Below are 17,419 nucleotides of genomic sequence, written 5' to 3'. Positions count from 1 at the left end.
TCCGTTTCCGAAATCGGACCAACCACTTAGTAGCAGTGGATGAGAAAATGGTTAACCACCTGGCACTGCCTTGGCGCGCGCGCCGCGCACGTCACATATGCAGCATCTTGCCATAGGCCCCGAGCACGCTTTCATGCATCATCTCGCTCAGCGTCGGATGCGGGAACACGGTGTGCATGAAGTCGGCCTCGACCAGCTCGGCGGTTTTGCCGATGGTATAGCCCTGGATCAGCTCGGTCACCTCCGCGCCCACCATATGCGCGCCCAGCAGCTCGCCGGTTTTGGCATCGAACACCGTCTTGATGAACCCTTCGGCCTCGCCCAGCGCGATGGCTTTGCCATTGCCGATGAAGGGGAAATTGCCAACCTTCACTTCATAGCCCGCTTCCTTCGCCTTGGCTTCGGTCAGACCGACGCTGGCGACCTGCGGGTGGCAATAGGTGCAGCCGGGAATATTCTTGGGATCCATGGCATGCGGATGGCCGCCCGCGATGGCTTCGGCGGCGATCACGCCTTCGTGGCTCGCCTTATGCGCCAGCCAGGGCGGCGCGGTGATGTCGCCGATGGCCCATAGGCCGGGAACATTGGTGCGGCACATTGGGTCGGTTTTCAGGAAGCCGCGGTCCATCGCCACGCCGAGCGCCTCCAGCCCGATGTTTTCGGTGTTGGGGACGATGCCGATGGCAACGATGCAATGGCTATATTCGCTCGCCGTAACCTTGCCGTCCTTGTCCTTGATGCTTGCGGAAACGCCCGTCGCGGTGGCCTTCAGGCTCTCGACGCCTGCGCCGGTCATAATCGTCATGCCTTGTTTCCTCAGCGCCTTTTCCAGGAAAGCCGACACATCGGCATCCTCGACCGGTACGATGCGGTCGAGCATTTCGACGACGGTCACTTCGGCACCCATATCGTTGTAGAAGCTTGCAAATTCGATACCGATCGCACCTGAGCCGATGACTAGCAGCTTCGTCGGCATGGCTGGGGGCACCATTGCGTGGCGATAGGTCCAGATGCGCTGGCCGTCGGCAGGCGCAAATGGCAGGTCACGCGCGCGCGCGCCGGTCGCAAGGATGATATTCTTGGCGGTCAGGGTCTCTTCACCCTTGTCGGATTTGACGACCAGCCTGTTCGCCGCAGTCAGCCTGCCTTCGCCCATATGCACGGCGATCTTGTTCTTCTTCATCAGGTGCGTGACGCCCTGGTTCAGCTGCTTAGCCACCCCGCGCGACCGCTTCACTACCGCATCAATATCCGCCGATATTTCAGCCGCTTTCAGGCCATAGCTGCCCGCATGTTGCATATAGTGGTAAATCTCGGCCGAGCGCAGCAACGCCTTGGTGGGGATACACCCCCAGTTGAGGCAGATGCCGCCCAACTGCTCGCGTTCGACAATCGCGGTTTTGAGGCCCAGCTGGCTCGCCCGGATCGCCGCGACATAGCCGCCGGGGCCCGAGCCAAGGACGATTAGGTCATAGTTAGACATTTGTTTTAGGTCCGAACTTTTTAGCAGAAAAATAAGCGCCAACTGATGAAAGCAACGCGCCAATCAATGCAAACAAATAACTCCAATCACTGTTTGTTCTTGTTGGCGTAGAAAAATACATATATTGAGGAACAATCACGTTTCTGAGTTTTACATTAGTGTTTGGTGTATCTAATTCGGGAACAAAAGATAGATCGTTGGATTTAACTGTTATTTCGACCGTGCCATCTTGGCCGAATTTTGATATCTCAAAACGCAGATTTCCATTTTTGTCGAGCGAACTGTTATCGATGGCTTGGGCGAGAATTGCATCCGACGTTTCCACATCCACTTTCAGCCATGATGATGGTCGGTAGAACCGATTTTGCGCAACAAAATTCAGATCGTTCAACGACCTTCCAGATGCATTTGTCAAAAATATAGTCGATATAAATATTGTTTCACGCTCTTCATTATCTTTAAATTTCTCAGGAAATATTTCAGAAAGCTCGTCATCATTCAAAGTCTTGCTACTATATCCGTACAGTATTTCTGCAGGCGGCAAGGCCTCGGGTTTCCGTATTTCCTCAACGGCTATATCTCCGAAAAGGAGAACTGCTCCAACAACAATTCCAACGATTGTTGGGTAAAGTAGCTCTTTCTTCAATTCGGTCACGTCAGTCTCCAAATTGCCGCGCGGGATCCGTACGCAGAACGTCGAAATTTACGATGAGCCAGAGCAGCGCCGCCACCGGCCCCACAGCCAGCCCGAAAAAGGCATATTCGCCCGCGGTATCGGGCACGAGCCGGAGCGCGATCAGGTAAGCCGCGAGCACGCCGATGGCTGTACCGACCAGCAGTAGCAGCAGTGCCAGCCGCCACCCACTCACCTGCCACCGCCGCAGGAGCACGAACAGCGGCCACGCAACCAGCAGCCCGGCCAGGATAATCCCGAACAGAACGCCAATCCCCTGCCAATCGGTCGCGGCCCCCTCGCTGCCCAGCATGGCGAAGACCGCGAAATTGGCGAGATAGCCCCCTACCAGAGCGGGAAACAGGAAGCGGCGCAAAGCTGTGGTCAGCCAGCTCACTTCCCCGCCTCCGCTGCCTGCTCCTGCATCGCTTTTTGTAGCGGACGCCCAAGGCTGAGCAGCGCGATCAGAGGGATAGCGGCGGCGATTAGCCATGCGCGGCCGACATTGCGCAGCTTGGCGGGCGCCGAGCGGCGGCGCAGCGTCCAGCCGAGCGGAAAAGCGACCAGCGCCCAGACAGGGACCAACCACACCCACCAGGCCAGCTCGCCCAGCGGGACGCGGTTCCACACAGCCGCCAGCGTTGCCAGCACCCCCGCGACCCCGCCGACCATCAGGCCGAGCGCGGAAACCGATTGAATTGATTCGCTGTTGCTCATTCCGATGCGACCAGCCTAAGTTGAAAAAACGTATCTGAACGCCACATAGATGACAAAAATATAAGCAGGGACCGCGACGAGGTTGAATAAACATCCCCTTCTAGAATCGTAAAAACTCTCTCTTTGGATTTTGTAGTTAGAATTTGAATCAGCAGGTGAAATGTCTGGAGATATGCTCATTCCAAAAAATGAGAAATCAATTTCTATTTCTTGATTCATTGTAAATTTCGGAATGGATATTTCCCAATACTTCGGATCTGCTGTGACCGAAATGGACGCTAGCGATAAGTGTTCCGCTTTCACCACGCGGTAATCGAACAGCTTAGTGGCTGTGCTAACGTGAATTTTTATGTCCCGAAGATGACGAAACCCCTTATTTTTTAACTTCAATTTCCAGATATTCAAATCATACTGAATCTTAGAATTGTCATTGACGGGTTTATCATTTGAAATGGCAAACGACTGACTAGTTTTTTGAATGCTGTAAACAATCGTATTTCTGTAGTAATATAAAAATAAGCCAACGACCGGAGTGCCAACGACGCCAAGCAGCGTAATTGCAAGCTCCAAATTCACGCTAAGCCACCAGCCCCAGCGGGCTTTCCACCAGCGCCTTGAACGTCGCCATCAATTGGGCGCCGTCGGCACCGTCGATGGCGCGGTGGTCGAAGCTGCCGGTGGCGGACATGATGGTGGCGATCTGCAGGGCATCGTCTATCACATAAGGCCGCTTTTCGCCCGCGCCGATGGCCATGATCATCGCCTGCGGCGGATTGATGACCGCCTCGAAATGCTTGATGCCGAACATACCCATGTTCGACAGGCTGGCAGTGCCGCCCTGATATTCATGCGGCTGCAACTTGCCGTCCTTGGCGCGGCCCGCGAGTTCTTTCATCTCGGTCGAAATCGCGCTGACCGACTTTGACCCGGCATCGACGATGATCGGGGTGATAAGGCCCGCAGGCACGCTGACTGCGACCGAAATATCGGCGCGGGTGTAGCTGATCAGCTGGTCGCCGGCGAAGCTGACATTGCATTTGGGCACTTGCAGCAGCGCCTTGGCGAGCGCCTTGATCAGCAGGTCGTTGACCGACAGCTTGACGCCGGAGCTTTCCAGCGCGGCATTGAGTTCGCCGCGCAGCTTGAGCAGCTTGTCGAGTAGAATATCGACGGTCAGATAGATGTGCGGGATCGTCTGCTTCGCCTCGGTCAAACGCCGCGCGATCGTCTTGCGCATGTTCGACAGTTTTTCGGACGTGTGCGGAATGTCGGTGTTGATCGGCGCGGATGCGGGAGCCGATGCAGCCGGCGCGCTGACTGCGGGCGCAGGCGCTTGGCCGACAGCGGCCCCAGTCTGCGCAGGGGCTACCGTTTTGCCGGCCGCCTCGACGTCGACCTTAACAATGCGGCCATTGGGACCGCTGCCGGTCAGCGATGCAAGATCAACGCCGTTATTCGCGGCTATGCGCTTCGCAAGCGGAGAAGCTAACACCCTCTCTCCCGCCTGCCCTGAGCTTGTCGAAGGGCTGTCCTTTTCTTTGACTGGCGCTGAAGCCAAGGACGGTCCTTCGACAAGCTCAGGACGGGCGGGGTTTGAAACCGGCACCGGATCGGCCTTTGGCGCCGGTGCAGCCTTGGCCGCGACCTCCCCCTCCCCAATAATCGCGATAACCGTGCCAACTTTCACATTGTCGGTGCCCTCGGCGACCAGAATTTTACCGATCACGCCCTCGTCGACGGCTTCGAATTCCATTGTCGCCTTGTCTGTCTCGATCTCGGCGAGCAAATCGCCCGACTGGACGCTGTCGCCCTCTTTGACCAGCCATTTGGCGAGTGTGCCCTCTTCCATGGTGGGGGACAGGGCGGGCATTTTGATTTCGATTCCCATGGGGCGCGCTCAATTCCTGTTGCAGCTGGTGGGACGCCGTAACGGCACACTGCCTTTCCCTGCCATAAGCGGCGCGCCGGTCAAGGGGCAAGCGCCGCCGCCTTGCCATTCATACGAATGTAGCGCAGACTCAGGCACAGGGGTTGAGGCGGGGCAGGCGAACATGCGGACCTATCTGGTGGTGATCGACGACAGTCCCGAAGCGACGCTGGCGCTGCGCTTTGCGGCACGGCGGGCGGCGCGGACGAAAGGGCATGTCATTGTCCTCGCCATTATTCCCCCCACCGATTTCGTTGCCTTTGGCGGCGTGCAGGCCACCATCGAGGCCGAAGCACGCGAACATGCCGAGGAATTGGTTGCCGCCGGGGCCGACGCGGTTGCCAGTGAAGCCGGGATTACCCCCACCATCATGGTGCAGCAGGGGCAACCCGCCGAAGTTGTGCACCTGATCCTCGACGAACGCCCCGAAGTGTCGGCGCTGGTGCTGGGCGCGGCGGCGAGCGGCCCGCCAGGACCGCTGGTCGCGCATTTCACCGGGGCCGATTGCGGCACCCTGCCCTGTCCCGTCATGATCGTCCCAGGAGGGATGGATGTGGAGCGGCTGGCGTCGCTGAGTTAGCGCCGTTTCCCCTGGTGCCGGATATTGCCCGGTCGCCCGCGTTTGCCGACCACATGCCCCGCGCCATCGCGGCGTGCGGGTTTGCGGCCATCGCGGCGGACGCTACCCGATGAGGGCTCTGCATCGGGCAAGGCAAAGCGCAGCGCACCACTAACCGGATTGGCGTCGACCAGCCGCAATTCCAGCTTTTGCCCGATGGCATAGCTGACCTTGCCATGCTCGCTGTCCAGTGACCGCGCCGCCTCATCGTAGAAAAACCGCTCGTCACCCAGCGTCGACACCGGCACCAGCCCGTCACCGCCAAGCCCTTCGACGGTAGCAAAGAACCCGAAGGCCTGCACCCCGGTGATGCGCGCGGGCAGCACTTCGCCGACTTTGCCGGCCAGCCATGCGGCGACATAGCGGTCGATGGTCTCACGCTCAGCCTCCATCGCGCGGCGCTCGAGCGCGCTGATTGCTTCACCGATCCGCGTCAGGCTTTTGCCATCAGCCTCGCCTAGTCCGGTGCGCGGGGGTAAGCCTTTGGCCTTGCCCGGCACATCAAGGCCATAGGCATCGACGAGCGCGCGGTGGACGATCAGGTCGGCGTAGCGACGGATGGGCGAGGTGAAGTGGGCGTAGCTGCCTAGCGCCAGCCCGAAATGGCCAACATTCGCGGGACCATAATAGGCCTGCGTCTGACTGCGCAAAATCGCGGTCATAATCTCGTCGAGCCGGTCGTCGCCCGAAAAGCCATCGATCAGCCGGTTGAAGGTCGCAGGCGTAATCACCTGCCCCAATGCGAAATTCTGGCCAAAGGTGGCAAGATAGTCCTTGAGGCTGACCAGCTTCTCACGGCTCGGCGGCTCATGGATGCGGTACATGACGTGCGATTTCTTCGCCTCGAGCGCCTTGGCTGCGGCGACGTTGGCGGCGATCATAAAATCCTCGATCAACCGGTGTGCGTCGAGCCGCTCGCGCACACGGATTTCGGCGATGTTGCCGGCATCGTCGAGGATCACTTGGCGTTCGGGTAGTTCGAGCGCCAGCGGGGCGCGCCCTTCGCGCGCCTTGGCGAGTAGGCGCCATGCGGTCCAAAGTGACGCCAGATCATCATGATGATCGCCCTTACCTGCATCGATGATCGCCTGCGCAGCTTCATAGGCTAGATTGGCGCGCAGCCGCACCAGCGCCCGCGCAAAGCGCCACGCGGTAACCTTGCCATGCTTGTCGATGACCAGATGGCACGCCATCGCCGCCCGGTCTTCACCCGCCTTTAGCGAGCAGGCCCCTGCCGATAGCTCCTCCGGCAACATAGGCACGACCCGGTCGGGGAAATAGACGCTGTTGCCGCGCCGCCGCGCCTCACGGTCAAGCGCGCCGCCGTCGCGGACATAGAAACTGACATCGGCAATGGCGACGATGGCGCGGTGTCCGCCCTTGTTTGCCGGATCATTGTCGGGCGTTGCCCACACTGCATCATCATGGTCGCGCGCGTCGGCGGGGTCGATGGCGACAATGGGCAGGTCGCGCAAATCCTCGCGACCGTCGATCGTCAACGGCAGTTTGGCCGCAACTTTGGCCTCGGCCAGCGTTTCGCCGCCAAATATGTGCGGAATATCATGTTTGCTGATGGCGATCAGACTGAGCGCGCGCGGGGCAAAGGGATCGCCCAGCCGTTCAATGACTTTGGCACGCACGCCCGCGCCCTTGCCTGACAGTTCGGCCCGCACCAGCTCGCCCTCCGCGGCATCACCGATGTCGCCAATGGCAAAATCATGCCGCGCCCGCTTGTCGGTTGGACGGAGCATCAGGAGCGGCTTACCGCCCGCGCCGGTTTCCCGGACGATTACCCCGACGACGCTTTCGCCCCCCGCTTGCAGCTTTTTCATTGGGTACGCGACATGGCCAGCCCCGCGCTCCTCGGTGCGCGCAAGGATACGGTCACCCATGCCGAGCGCACCACGCTTCCCCTTTTCCAAAACGCGTAGCCGTGGCGGCGGCGTGGCCGCTTCCCAATGTTCCGGGACGGCATAGGCGGCGTCGCCCTCAATCGCGACGACGCGCAGCACGGTAACCTTGGGCAATCCACCGTGCTTGTGAAAGGCACGGCCCGGTGCGAGATCGACCAGCCCCTCGTCGGTCATGTCCTTGAGCAGCGCTTTCAGCGCAATCTTGTCGTTACCGCGAATGGCGAAATGCTTGGCTATCTCGCGTTTGCCCGCAGGGGACTGCGACGACTCAATAAAGGCAAGGATAGCCTCACGGGTGGGCAGGCCGGAGGGGCTGGGGCGCGGCTGGCGCGCCACTCAGTAAGACCGCCCCACCAGAATCCGCTCTACCGCCGGCTCGCCGGTAAAGATGCATGGGCCATCGGCGGCTGCCGCATCCATCGGTACGTTGCGCATCGTCAGCTTGAGTGCCTTCAATTGCTCCACTACCTTATCGAGCGCCGCACCGGTCGGCCGCGACCATTGCACCTCGGCCCAGCCGACGAATTTGTCGTCGCCGCCGAAATGGGCACCAAGGTCGGTCACGCCCCGAACAATATTGGCGTCCAAGCGCGCTTTGGCTTCGGCATAGAGCGCTGACTGGATCGCCTGTAGCTGCGTCGATGCGCCAGCGACAAAGTCTTCGCGCGCGACGAAAGCCGAATTGACCTTGCCATCATCCTTGTACAGCTGGTCGCGGCGCAGCACGGCGACGTTGCCGCCCGCCACGTCGCGCGGCCCAACCTCGACAATGATCGGCGCGCCTTTTTTGACCCAGGCCCAACGCTTGTTCGACGCTTTACCCGAGCGCGCGTCCAGATGCGCGCGCACCGGCTCACCGAATGCGGTCAATGCGCGCAGCGCGCCCAGCAGCGCCCGGCAATAATGGAGGATGGCAACATCCTCGTCGGTCTCGCGCAGCATCGGGATGATGACAATCTGGTGCGGCGCGACTTGCGGCGGGCAGCGAAGGCCATCGTCATCACCGTGAGTCATAATGACGCCGCCGATCATCCGCGTCGACACGCCCCAGCTGGTGGTGTGGGCAAATTGCTGCGCGCCCTCGCGGTCCTGATAGCGGATGCCCGACGCTTCGGCGAAACCGGTGCCAAGATAGTGTGAGGTGCCCGCCTGAAGCGCCTTGCCATCCTGCATCATCGCCTCGATGCTGAAGGTCGCAACCGCACCGGGGAAGCGCTCATTTTCCGGCTTTTCGCCCGCGATTACTGGCATCGCCAGTGGTCCTTCGGCAAAGGCGCGGTACATTTCCAGCGCGCGGTGTGTTTCCTGCATCGCATCGTCGCGCGTGGCGTGCGCGGTATGCCCCTCCTGCCACAGAAATTCGGCGGTGCGCAGAAACATGCGCGTGCGCATTTCCCAGCGCACGACATTAGCCCATTGGTTGACCATCAGCGGCAGGTCGCGCCACGACTGGACCCAGCGGCTCATCGCGGCGCCGATCAAAGTCTCGGATGTCGGGCGCACAACCAGCGGCTCTTCCAGTTTGGACGCCGGATCGGGGATCAGCCCTCCCTTGCCATCGGGCACCAGTCGGTGATGGGTGACGACCGCCATTTCCTTGGCAAAGCCGTCAACATGGTCCGCCTCTTTTTCAAAGAAGGACAAGGGGATAAACAGCGGGAAATAGCAATTTTCGACGCCCGCCGCCTTGATTTGCGCGTCCATCAGCGTCTGGATGCGTTCCCAGATACCGTAACCCCATGGGCGGATGACCATGCAGCCGCGCACACCGCTCTCTTCGGCCATATCGGCCTCGGCGATGACTTCCTGATACCAGGCGGCGAAATTTTCTTGGCGGGTGACGGATAATGCGTGTTTCATGCCCCGCGCCCTAGCCGGTGGCGCATAGGGCGACAAGGGCGTCCCGTTCAGTCGGCGTCGAGCTGCGCCCGCAAATCCGCCACTTCCGCTTTGAGCGCGGCGATTTCATCCTTGAGCGCCTTGATTTCGGCATCGCGCGCCTTGTCGCCGGGACGCACGGGCATCAGCGCGCCAGCCGCCTGGCTGAACATTTCCATGTTGCGTTTGGCAATTTCAGCAAACGGGTTCGCCCCCAGCGCGCCTTCGACCGCCGAGCGGAACTGCTGCTGATTCTTGCGGAAGGCCGCCATTGATGCTTCCAGATAATGCGGCACCGATGCCTGCATATTGTCGCCATACATGCCAATTAGCTGGCGCAGGAAATTGACCGGCAGCAAGGTGCTGCCTTTGGTCTCTTCCTCCATGATGATCTGCGTCAGCACATTGTGCGTGATGTCTTCATCGGTTTTGGCGTCGACCACCTTGAATTCGCGCCCGTCGCGCACCATCGCGCCAAGATCGTCCAGCGTGATATAAGCGCTGCGTTCGGTGTCATAGAGCCGCCGGTTGGCGTACTTTTTGATGACCACGGCCTCATCAGGCGAACGGGTGCGATTGCGGGCCATCGTCTATGCTCCAAAAGCGATAACAGCGGGGCGCTGCCACCGCAGCTTGCGTAGCAGCAAAAGTTGGTGCGGCGCAACAAAGCACATAATTTGTCCGTCATGCGAAATTTTGTTGCACATTTACCACAACCCTTGTCGCATCGCTGCGTCATGGCATTTTTGTGGCAGTAGGGGCTTGTGCGTGTCCGCAAAAATGGCTTTGTTGCAAGAATCGGGCTGCGCTCATGTTAGCGCAGGCCGCAACCGGGGAGTTATTAATGATCAAGTCGCACCTGCTTCTGGGTGCTGCAGCCTTTGCAGTAGCCGTTTCCGTCAGCCAGCCCGCGTTTGCGCAGGACGCACCTGCGCCGCAAGCCGACTGCGTCGACGACAACAACAATGGCGTTTGCGACAGCGACGAAACCGAAGGGCGCGCCATCGTCGTCACCGGTTCGCGTATTGCACGCCCGACGCTCGATTCACCCACGCCGCTGACCTCGGTTAGCGTCGGCGAACTGACCGACGACGGCAGCGTTTCGTTGGGCGATGCGCTGAACGACCTGCCCTCGCTGCGCTCGACTTTCTCGTCAGGCAACTCGACCCGCTTCATCGGCACTGCCGGTCTGAACTTCCTTGACCTTCGCGGACTGGGCACTGCCCGCACGCTGGTGCTGGTCAACGGCAAGCGCCACATCACGGCAAGCGCGGGCAGCTATGAAATCGACGTCAACACCATTCCGATCGATTTGCTCGAACGCGTTGACATCGTCACCGGCGGTAACTCGGCGGTTTATGGTTCGGACGCGGTCGCCGGTGTCGTCAACTTCGTGCTGAAGCGCGACTTTGAAGGGCTGGAGCTCGACGCCCAGGGCGGCATTTCGTCGCGCGGCGACCGTGGCACCTATTCGGCCAGCCTGACCTGGGGTCGCAATTTCGCTGATGGTCGCGGTAACGTTGCCCTGTCAGCCGAATATTCGCGGCAAGAACCGCTGTATTTCCGTGACCGTGACGGCATCACCGGCGCGTTCAGTGGTCGCTGCCAATTTCAGTTGACCGAAAACCCGGCCGGCGAACCTGCCGCCGGCGACGGCATCCCCGACAGCACCTTTGTCTGCGGCGTGCGCAACAGCACGATTTCAGATGGCGGTACTATCGGCGGTTTGGGCAGCGGCGTGTTCCTGCGTTTTGACAACGCAGGCAATATCATTCGCGACGTTCCGACCACCTTCTTCGGTACTTTCTCCGGCAACGTTCAGGGCGGGAATGGATCGACGCTGCGCAACACCGGCTCGATGCTGGCGGCGGTTGATCGCGCCGCTGTCAACTTGCTCGCGCACTTTGACGTCTCGGACGCTTTCCGCCCCTATGTCGAAGCCAAATATGTCCGCGTCGATGCGTCGGGCGAGGGTCAGCCAAGCTTCTTCACCAGCGTCCCTGGTACGCTGGGTGGCCCTGCCATCCGTTGTAACAACGGCTTCCTCAATGCACAGGCGCTCGCCACTTTGCAGGCGAACGGGCTGTGCACCAACGTTGCCACCGGAACCTTCCCGCTCGCGCGCTTCAACACCGATTTCCGCGGCCGTTTCTTTGACGGCAAGCGCGAAACCTATCGTGTCGTCGCCGGAGTCGAAGGCGACTTCAACGAAGACTGGAAGTATGAAGTCTTTGTGAACTATGGCAAATTCGAAGCGCTGGGGCTGAACCAGAACAACTTGCTGCTCTTCACCGAAGACGGCAGCGCGTTCGACGGCTTTAACCTGGCGGTCGATGCCGTCGTTGCCCCGGTTGGCTTCACTGGCACCAACTTCGTGACCAACTCGGCTGGTCAACGCGTGATCTGCCGCGTCAACTCGGTCACCAACGTCAGCCCCAATTGCGTTCCCGTGAACGTCTTCGGGTCGGGCAATAGCGACCCTCGCGCGCTGGATTTCATCCATCGTGATGGTGTTACGGACGAGCGGGCTTCACAGCTTAACGCCGGCGCCTTCGTCAGCGGCGACCTGTCGCAGCTGTTCGAGTTGCCAGGTGGTCCGATCAGCTTCGTGGTCGGTGCGGAGTATCGCCGCGAGCGTTCGAGCGTCGATTATGATGATCTGACCTCGTCGGGTGCGACCTTCCTCAACGCGCTGCAGGATTTCAATCCGCCGCAGCTGACGGTGAAAGAAGCCTATGGCGAAATCCAGATTCCGCTGCTGAAGGATCTGCCCTTCGCCGAGGAACTGACCATTTCGGCGGCAGGCCGCGTGTCGGATTACAACACCGCGACCGGCACCGTTTATGCGTACAACGTTCAGGGCATTTACGCGCCGATCCCCGACATTCGCCTGCGCGCTGCTTATGCAACGTCGGTGCGTGTTCCAACGCAGGGTGACTTGTTTGCCACCGCATCGCAGAACTTCGCCTTCATTGGCGACCCCTGCGACAGCGTGAACATCAACAACAACCCCAACCGCGCCGCCAACTGCGCTGCTGCCGGTGTTCCGACCACGCACACGGCGGCTTCGTCGGCGGCGTGCGCCTCGTCCGCTTTCCCGGCGGCCCCGGGCACCCCATGGCGCAACTGTACGGCGCTGACGTCATCGACCGGCTTCCTGTCGGGCGGTAACCCGACGCTGACCGAAGAGCGCGGCAAGTCGCTGACCTTGGGTGCGGTATTCGAGCCGAGCTTCATCCCGGGTCTGAACTTCACCATCGACTATTATGACATCGAGGTGAAAAACCGGATCGAGACGCTGGGTGCGCAGGTCATCATCAACAACTGCTATGACAGCGCGCAAGGCATCGGCAACCCGTTCTGCGCCACGGTCAACCGCGATCCGGCCACCGGCCTGTTCGTGGAGCCGGCGGTGATTTCGGGCGGCGTCAACTTCGCGAAGGGCACCGCACGCGGTATCGACTTCGACCTCGCCTATCGCAAGACGTTCGAAAATGGTCAGCGCCTCAGCATCCGCGCTATCGCGACCAAGGTATTGGAACGGACCAACTTTGTTAACCCGACCGACGCCCGTCGTCCCGATCGCCAATTGAGCGAGCTGGGCGACCCGGAATGGGCAGCCAATCTGACGGCGAGCTATGACTTCGGGTCCTTCTCGGTGCGCTATGGCCTGCGCTACATTGGCAAGCAGACCATCGGCGCATATGAAACGCAGAATGCCTATCGGGATATCTGCCCAGCCTCGGGTATCACGCAGAATACCGGTGGTATCAACGGTGCGGCCGTGCCTTGCACGCCTGGCGATCTCATCACGATCGCGCCGAACAATGCCGACGCCTTCTCACAAATCTACTACCCCGACGCTTTCTACCACTCGTTCCGGGTAGACGTGGAAGTGAACACCAAGTTCAACTTCTATGTTGGCGTCGACAACGCGTTTGACCGCCAGCCGCCGCTGGGCCTGCTCGGCACCGCGGGTGGTGATCCGTACGACACCTTTGGGCGTTATTTCTTCGCGGGGATCCAGGCCAGCTTCTAAGCTCCTGACCAACGCCAAAACAGAAAGGGCCGCCCTGATGAGGGGCGGCCCTTTTTCTATGTGGTTTGCTCATTCTGCTGTCATGGCGAGCGCAGAGAAGGAATCCAAAGCGGCTAGCCACTGCCCTGGATTGCTTCGCTATGCTCGCAATGACGAATGACTAAGCCCAAACTCGCTCGAACCGCTGCCCAAGCCCGGTGAGCAATTCATATTGCGACTTGCCGGTCTGCTCCGCCGCTGCAGGGAGGTCGAGCGGCAGGCGAATCCAGTCGCCCTCACCCACTTGCGCCGCCGCGGTCAGGTCCAGCGCGATCAAATCCATCGAAACGCGCCCTACCAGCGGCAGTTTTGTGTCACCCGCCAGCGCAAAACCTTGTCCGGCAAAGGCCCGCCAAAACCCGTCGGCATAACCCAGATTGGCAATGCCCAGCGGCGTGTCGCGCAGCGCAGTCCATGTCGCGCCATAACCGACGGTTTCGCCCGCAGGTACCATGCGGCGCTGGATCAGCTGTGCCTCGATAGTGACAACAGGAAGAATATGTTCGCTGGCGTCCGCACGGGGGATGCCGCCATACAGGGCAAGGCCGGGCCTCGTCAGATCGAAACCATAATCCGCACCCAGGCAGATGCCCGCACTATTGGCCAAACTGGCGCGCGCAGCCGGAAATGCCGAGCGGATCTTGGAAAAGGCCCCAAGCTGTGCGGCGTTCTGGGCGCTATCCTCATCGGCGCTGGCGAGGTGGCTCATCACCGTTTCAATGGTCAGCCCGTCCAGCGCCCCGCCCAACGCTTCCTCGGGGCGCAGCCCCAGCCGGTTCATTCCGGTATCGACCATGATGTCGCAGCGCCGTCCCTGCCCGCTGGCCCGCCAGCGTGCCACCTGTTCCAGATTGTTGAGCACGGGCACTGCGGGCAAAGTCAGCGCCGCCGCCATGTCCTCGGCGCGCACGCCGTGCAGTACGCTTAGCCGCGCGCCCGCTGGTAGCGGCATCAGCGCCGCCGCCTCTGCCCAGGTGGCGACAAAAAAGTCCCGGCATCCCGCGGCAAACAGTCGCTCCATCACGCCGTTCGCGCCCAACCCATAGCCATTGGCCTTGATCGCGGCCCCTGCCGCTGCGCCTCCCTGCCGCGCCAGCCAGCGCCAGTTGTGAACCAGCGCATCGCCATCGAGGCGCAAACGCAGAGGGGCGGGTATTTCCAGCATCCCGCTGCGCCTACCTTTCCGTCCCAGCCTAGTCGAGCACCGCGTTGCGATTTTCGGGCAGCCAGATAGCGCTGACAATGAACGCCATCGCGGTCACGCCAATGCCATACCACAATCCGTTGAATGCCCCGCCGGTCGAAACCACGATCAATTGCGAGAAGAACGGCAAAAAGCCGCCGAAATAGCCGGTGCCGATATGGTAGGGGATAGACATTGAGGTGTAGCGGATTTTCGCCGGGAACATTTCCACCAGTATCGCAGCGACCTGACCATAGGTCATCGCTGACAGCGCGACGAGCGCGGCGACGACCAAAATGATGACCAGCCCGTTGCGCTGTTCCGGGTCAGACTTATCCGGGTAGCCAGCCGCTTCGAGCGCCGCGACATAAGCATCATTGTCAAACCCTTGTACCTCAGCCGTCCCAACCTTGAGCACGACGGCCTCGCCAGGTGCCTTGGCATAGCTGATCCCGCGTTTGGACAGAAAATTCAGTGCCTTTTTGCAGTCGGTGTCCTGATTGCCGCTCAAAATATCGCCCAGACCATAGTCGCAGTCGGGTCCGACCAAGGTCACAGGATTGGTCGCCGTCGCCTTTGACAGTGCCGGATTGGCGGCGTCGGCCATCGTCCAGAATAAGGGGAAGGTCAGCAGCATCGACAGCGCATAGCCAGTCAGCAAAATGCGTTTGCGGCCATAATGGTCCGACAGCCACCCTGCCGCCACGTAAAGCGGGGCAGCCAGCAGCGCGCCCACCGCCATATATCCTAGCGCGTCGGTTTCCGGCACGCGCGCGGTGCCAGTCAGGAAATAGAGCGTGTAAAATTGCGAGGTGTAATAAATTACCGTCAACCCCGCTGCGACACCGAACATCGCGATAAAGATGCGCTTGATGTTGCCGGGGTAACGGATGCTGTCGAGAAAGGGATTTTTGGAAACGGTGCCCGCTTCTTTCATCGCCTTGAACACCGGGCTTTCGTTAAGCATCAGCCGGATCCAAAGCGAAATGGCGAGGAGCAGGATCGAGATGAGGAAGGGGATGCGCCAGCCCCATGCTTCAAACGCCTCGGTTGACATGGCCGAACGTGTGGCGAGCACCACGCATACCGCGAGCAGGAATCCGCCCGCAACCGACGCCTGAATCCAGCTGGTATATTGGCCGCGCTTGCCCGGAGGGGCGTGCTCGGCCACGTAAATCGCCGCGCCGCCATATTCGCCGCCCAGCGCCAGCCCCTGCAAACAGCGCAGAAACACCAGCAATCCCGCCGCCCACAGCCCTGCTTGTGCATAAGTTGGCAGAAAACCGATCGCCGCGGTCGCACCGCCCATCAGCGTGATGGTGATCAGGAAGGTATATTTGCGCCCGATACGATCACCCAGATAACCGAACACCAGCGCACCAAGCGGGCGCACACCAAAGCCTGCGCCGAAGGCGGCAAGGCTGGCGAGCGTTGCCACCGCTTCATTGTCGCTCGGGAAAAACAGCTTGCCGATCAGCACGGCGAGGATGCCGTATACGAAGAAATCATACCATTCGAACACGGTCCCCAGCGCCGAGGCGGTGATGACCAACCGGTCGCGCTTGGGATCGATGGCTACTTCGGACACTTATGCTCTCCCCTAAATCCGCATACCCCAAGCTTGTCGAAGGGGCGTTCTTTTCTTTGCAACATCGCTAAAAGAAGAACAGCCCTTCGACAAGCTCAGGGGCGGCGGTTTGTGGGAACATAGCTTTAGGCCTTGCCTATGGCTTTGCGGGCAAGCATCCTGCACGGCATGCCGCGCTTCATCGACCTGTCGATCCCGATCACCAATGATGTGATTTCCGACCCGCCGGTGATGCGCCCGCAGGTGACCTATATGACCCACGAGCATACGTGGGAACAGATCGCCATGTTCTTCCCCGGTCTGACCCGCGAGGATTTGCCCGATGGCGAGGGCTGGGCGGTGGAGATGCTGACGCTGTCGACGCACAACGGCACGCATATGGACGCGCCGTGGCATTTCCATTCGACGACCGACTGCGGCGCGAGCCGCGCGCCCAGCATCGACGAAGCGCCGCTCGACCTGTTCTTCCGTCCCGGCGTGAAACTGGATTTCAGCCACCTGCCGCATGGCCATGTGGTCAGCGCGGCGGAGGTGGAGGGTGAACTGGCGCGCATCGGCTATGCGCTGCAGCCGCTCGATATCGTGCTGGTGCAGTCGGGCGCGGTTTACGGCACCGACAATTTCACCGATCAGGGCGTCGGGCTGGGCGCGGAAGCGACGCTGTATCTGACCGAACGCGGGGTGAAGGTCGTCGGCACCGACGCGTGGAGCTGGGACGCGCCGTTCAGCCATACCGCCAAGCGCTGGGCCGAAACGCGCGACCCCAGCATCATCTGGGAAGGGCACAAAGCGGGCCGCATCCGCCCCTATTACCAGATTGAAAAACTGACCAATTTGGCGAGTTTGCCGCCGTTCGGCTTTACGCTCAGCTGCTTTCCGGTGAAGATCGAACGTGCGAGCGCGGGGTGGATCAGAGCGGTGGCAATGATGGATTAGGCGCGGCTACTCAACATTAAGCAGCGTTAGCGTCTCCAGCTGTCGCAATGATCGCGCGCCGCGCTTTTCGTCGGCCATGACCAGCCGATAGGGGCCATCCTCAGCCGCCAGGGGCTTGCCATCACACTGCGTCGCGATAATCGCCCGCTTGTTCCCCAGCAACGGGTCCAGTTCGCCCAGCGTGAAGGCGACCTGATAACCGTCGCGCGCTTTGGCGAGCAGGATCAACCGAAGAGCGTCAGCGCGTACATCATTGCCCGCGGGAGCGCCCAAACGGTTTAGGACGTCGGCAAGCATCGGCCCGCTGCACTGCTGGGTGGTGCCATGCACCACTAGCGTGACCGTTTGCACCGGCAATCCGTCGACCAGTTTTTCATCCACAGGAACCGCCTGCCCGAGCGCTGCCATCGCCAGCATCACCCAC

15 protein-coding genes are annotated in these 17,419 nt (G+C 60.6%); 3 read left to right on the top strand and 12 right to left on the bottom strand.

Annotated elements, in window-relative coordinates:
- Window positions 1–91: 91 nt before the first annotated feature.
- Genes lpdA through AC2TC0_RS09110 form a run of 6 tightly spaced genes read right to left on the bottom strand, consistent with a single transcriptional unit; the run spans window position 92 to window position 4,761 of the window.
- Window positions 92–1,483 carry a dihydrolipoyl dehydrogenase gene (lpdA, locus tag AC2TC0_RS09135; RefSeq protein WP_484717194.1) on the bottom strand — a complete coding sequence of 464 codons (1,392 nt, stop codon included), beginning with the start codon at window positions 1,481–1,483 and terminating at the stop codon, window positions 92–94.
- On the bottom strand, window positions 1,476–2,138 hold the full coding sequence (locus AC2TC0_RS09130) for a hypothetical protein (protein WP_484717193.1): 663 nt from the start codon (window positions 2,136–2,138) through the stop codon (window positions 1,476–1,478). The genes lpdA and AC2TC0_RS09130 overlap by 8 nt, the downstream gene beginning before the upstream one ends.
- A 1-nt stretch (window position 2,139) precedes the next feature.
- Complete coding sequence (locus tag AC2TC0_RS09125) at window positions 2,140–2,553, bottom strand: hypothetical protein (RefSeq protein ID WP_484717192.1); 414 nt, start codon at window positions 2,551–2,553, stop codon at window positions 2,140–2,142.
- Window positions 2,550–2,873: a hypothetical protein gene (locus tag AC2TC0_RS09120; RefSeq protein WP_484717191.1), complete on the bottom strand. Its 324-nt coding sequence runs from the start codon at window positions 2,871–2,873 to the stop codon at window positions 2,550–2,552. The genes AC2TC0_RS09125 and AC2TC0_RS09120 overlap by 4 nt, the downstream gene beginning before the upstream one ends.
- 15 nt (window positions 2,874–2,888) lie before the next feature.
- Window positions 2,889–3,449, bottom strand: coding sequence for a hypothetical protein (locus AC2TC0_RS09115; protein WP_484717190.1), 561 nt, complete (start codon window positions 3,447–3,449; stop codon window positions 2,889–2,891).
- Between the two features lies 1 nt (window position 3,450).
- Window positions 3,451–4,761, bottom strand: coding sequence for a pyruvate dehydrogenase complex dihydrolipoamide acetyltransferase (locus tag AC2TC0_RS09110; RefSeq protein WP_484717189.1), 1,311 nt, complete (start codon window positions 4,759–4,761; stop codon window positions 3,451–3,453).
- Between the two features lie 163 nt (window positions 4,762–4,924).
- Between AC2TC0_RS09110 and AC2TC0_RS09105 the strand changes: the two genes are divergently transcribed.
- On the top strand, window positions 4,925–5,380 hold the full coding sequence (locus AC2TC0_RS09105) for a universal stress protein (RefSeq protein ID WP_484717487.1): 456 nt from the start codon (window positions 4,925–4,927) through the stop codon (window positions 5,378–5,380).
- Here the strand turns inward: AC2TC0_RS09105 and AC2TC0_RS09100 are convergent.
- Genes AC2TC0_RS09100 through phaR form a run of 3 tightly spaced genes read right to left on the bottom strand, consistent with a single transcriptional unit; the run spans window position 5,377 to window position 9,797 of the window.
- A complete protein-coding gene (locus AC2TC0_RS09100) occupies window positions 5,377–7,668 on the bottom strand; it encodes a ribonuclease R family protein (protein ID WP_484717188.1) in 2,292 nt (763 codons plus the stop codon). The two genes, AC2TC0_RS09105 and AC2TC0_RS09100, sit on opposite strands and share 4 nt — an antisense overlap.
- Complete coding sequence (locus tag AC2TC0_RS09095) at window positions 7,669–9,192, bottom strand: aminoacyl--tRNA ligase-related protein (RefSeq protein ID WP_484717187.1); 1,524 nt, start codon at window positions 9,190–9,192, stop codon at window positions 7,669–7,671.
- A 47-nt stretch (window positions 9,193–9,239) separates the two neighbouring features.
- Window positions 9,240–9,797 carry a polyhydroxyalkanoate synthesis repressor PhaR gene (gene phaR / locus AC2TC0_RS09090; RefSeq protein ID WP_484717186.1) on the bottom strand — a complete coding sequence of 186 codons (558 nt, stop codon included), beginning with the start codon at window positions 9,795–9,797 and terminating at the stop codon, window positions 9,240–9,242.
- Between the two features lie 257 nt (window positions 9,798–10,054).
- On the opposite strand from phaR, the gene AC2TC0_RS09085 reads away from it, so the two are divergent.
- Window positions 10,055–13,249, top strand: a complete 3,195-nt coding sequence (locus AC2TC0_RS09085; RefSeq protein ID WP_484717185.1) for a TonB-dependent receptor domain-containing protein — start codon at window positions 10,055–10,057, stop codon at window positions 13,247–13,249.
- A gap of 160 nt (window positions 13,250–13,409) precedes the next feature.
- Here the strand turns inward: AC2TC0_RS09085 and alr are convergent, their stop codons facing one another.
- Both alr and AC2TC0_RS09075 read right to left on the bottom strand, forming a co-directional pair.
- Complete coding sequence (gene alr / locus AC2TC0_RS09080; RefSeq protein WP_484717184.1) at window positions 13,410–14,453, bottom strand: alanine racemase; 1,044 nt, start codon at window positions 14,451–14,453, stop codon at window positions 13,410–13,412.
- A gap of 28 nt (window positions 14,454–14,481) precedes the next feature.
- Window positions 14,482–16,059: an MFS transporter gene (locus AC2TC0_RS09075; protein WP_484717183.1), complete on the bottom strand. Its 1,578-nt coding sequence runs from the start codon at window positions 16,057–16,059 to the stop codon at window positions 14,482–14,484.
- Window positions 16,060–16,227: 168 nt separating this feature from the next.
- Between AC2TC0_RS09075 and AC2TC0_RS09070 the strand changes: the two genes are divergently transcribed.
- Window positions 16,228–16,995, top strand: coding sequence for a cyclase family protein (locus tag AC2TC0_RS09070; RefSeq protein ID WP_484717486.1), 768 nt, complete (start codon window positions 16,228–16,230; stop codon window positions 16,993–16,995).
- A gap of 6 nt (window positions 16,996–17,001) precedes the next feature.
- Here the strand turns inward: AC2TC0_RS09070 and AC2TC0_RS09065 are convergent, their stop codons facing one another.
- Window positions 17,002–17,412, bottom strand: a complete 411-nt coding sequence (locus AC2TC0_RS09065; RefSeq protein ID WP_484717182.1) for a hypothetical protein — start codon at window positions 17,410–17,412, stop codon at window positions 17,002–17,004.
- Window positions 17,413–17,419 lie beyond the last annotated feature (7 nt).

The sequence above is a fragment of the Sphingopyxis sp. sgz302558 genome (genome assembly GCF_057220455.1).
Note: the sequence above shows the minus strand (reverse complement) of the source record. Positions and strands in the feature narration are given on the sequence as shown.

What these genes read in the sequence shown, in the direction of transcription:
- lpdA (WP_484717194.1), bottom strand. Translation starts at nt 1,483, where the DNA reads ATGTCTAACTATGACCTAATCGTCCTTGGCTCGGGCCCCGGCGGCTAT.
- AC2TC0_RS09120 (WP_484717191.1), bottom strand. Translation starts at nt 2,873, where the DNA reads ATGAGCAACAGCGAATCAATTCAATCGGTTTCCGCGCTCGGCCTGATG.
- AC2TC0_RS09110 (WP_484717189.1), bottom strand. Translation starts at nt 4,761, where the DNA reads ATGGGAATCGAAATCAAAATGCCCGCCCTGTCCCCCACCATGGAAGAG.
- AC2TC0_RS09105 (WP_484717487.1), top strand. Translation starts at nt 4,925, where the DNA reads ATGCGGACCTATCTGGTGGTGATCGACGACAGTCCCGAAGCGACGCTG.
- AC2TC0_RS09095 (WP_484717187.1), bottom strand. Translation starts at nt 9,192, where the DNA reads ATGAAACACGCATTATCCGTCACCCGCCAAGAAAATTTCGCCGCCTGG.
- phaR (WP_484717186.1), bottom strand. Translation starts at nt 9,797, where the DNA reads ATGGCCCGCAATCGCACCCGTTCGCCTGATGAGGCCGTGGTCATCAAA.
- AC2TC0_RS09085 (WP_484717185.1), top strand. Translation starts at nt 10,055, where the DNA reads ATGATCAAGTCGCACCTGCTTCTGGGTGCTGCAGCCTTTGCAGTAGCC.
- alr (WP_484717184.1), bottom strand. Translation starts at nt 14,453, where the DNA reads ATGCTGGAAATACCCGCCCCTCTGCGTTTGCGCCTCGATGGCGATGCG.
- AC2TC0_RS09070 (WP_484717486.1), top strand. Translation starts at nt 16,228, where the DNA reads ATGCCGCGCTTCATCGACCTGTCGATCCCGATCACCAATGATGTGATT.
- AC2TC0_RS09065 (WP_484717182.1), bottom strand. Translation starts at nt 17,412, where the DNA reads ATGCTGGCGATGGCAGCGCTCGGGCAGGCGGTTCCTGTGGATGAAAAA.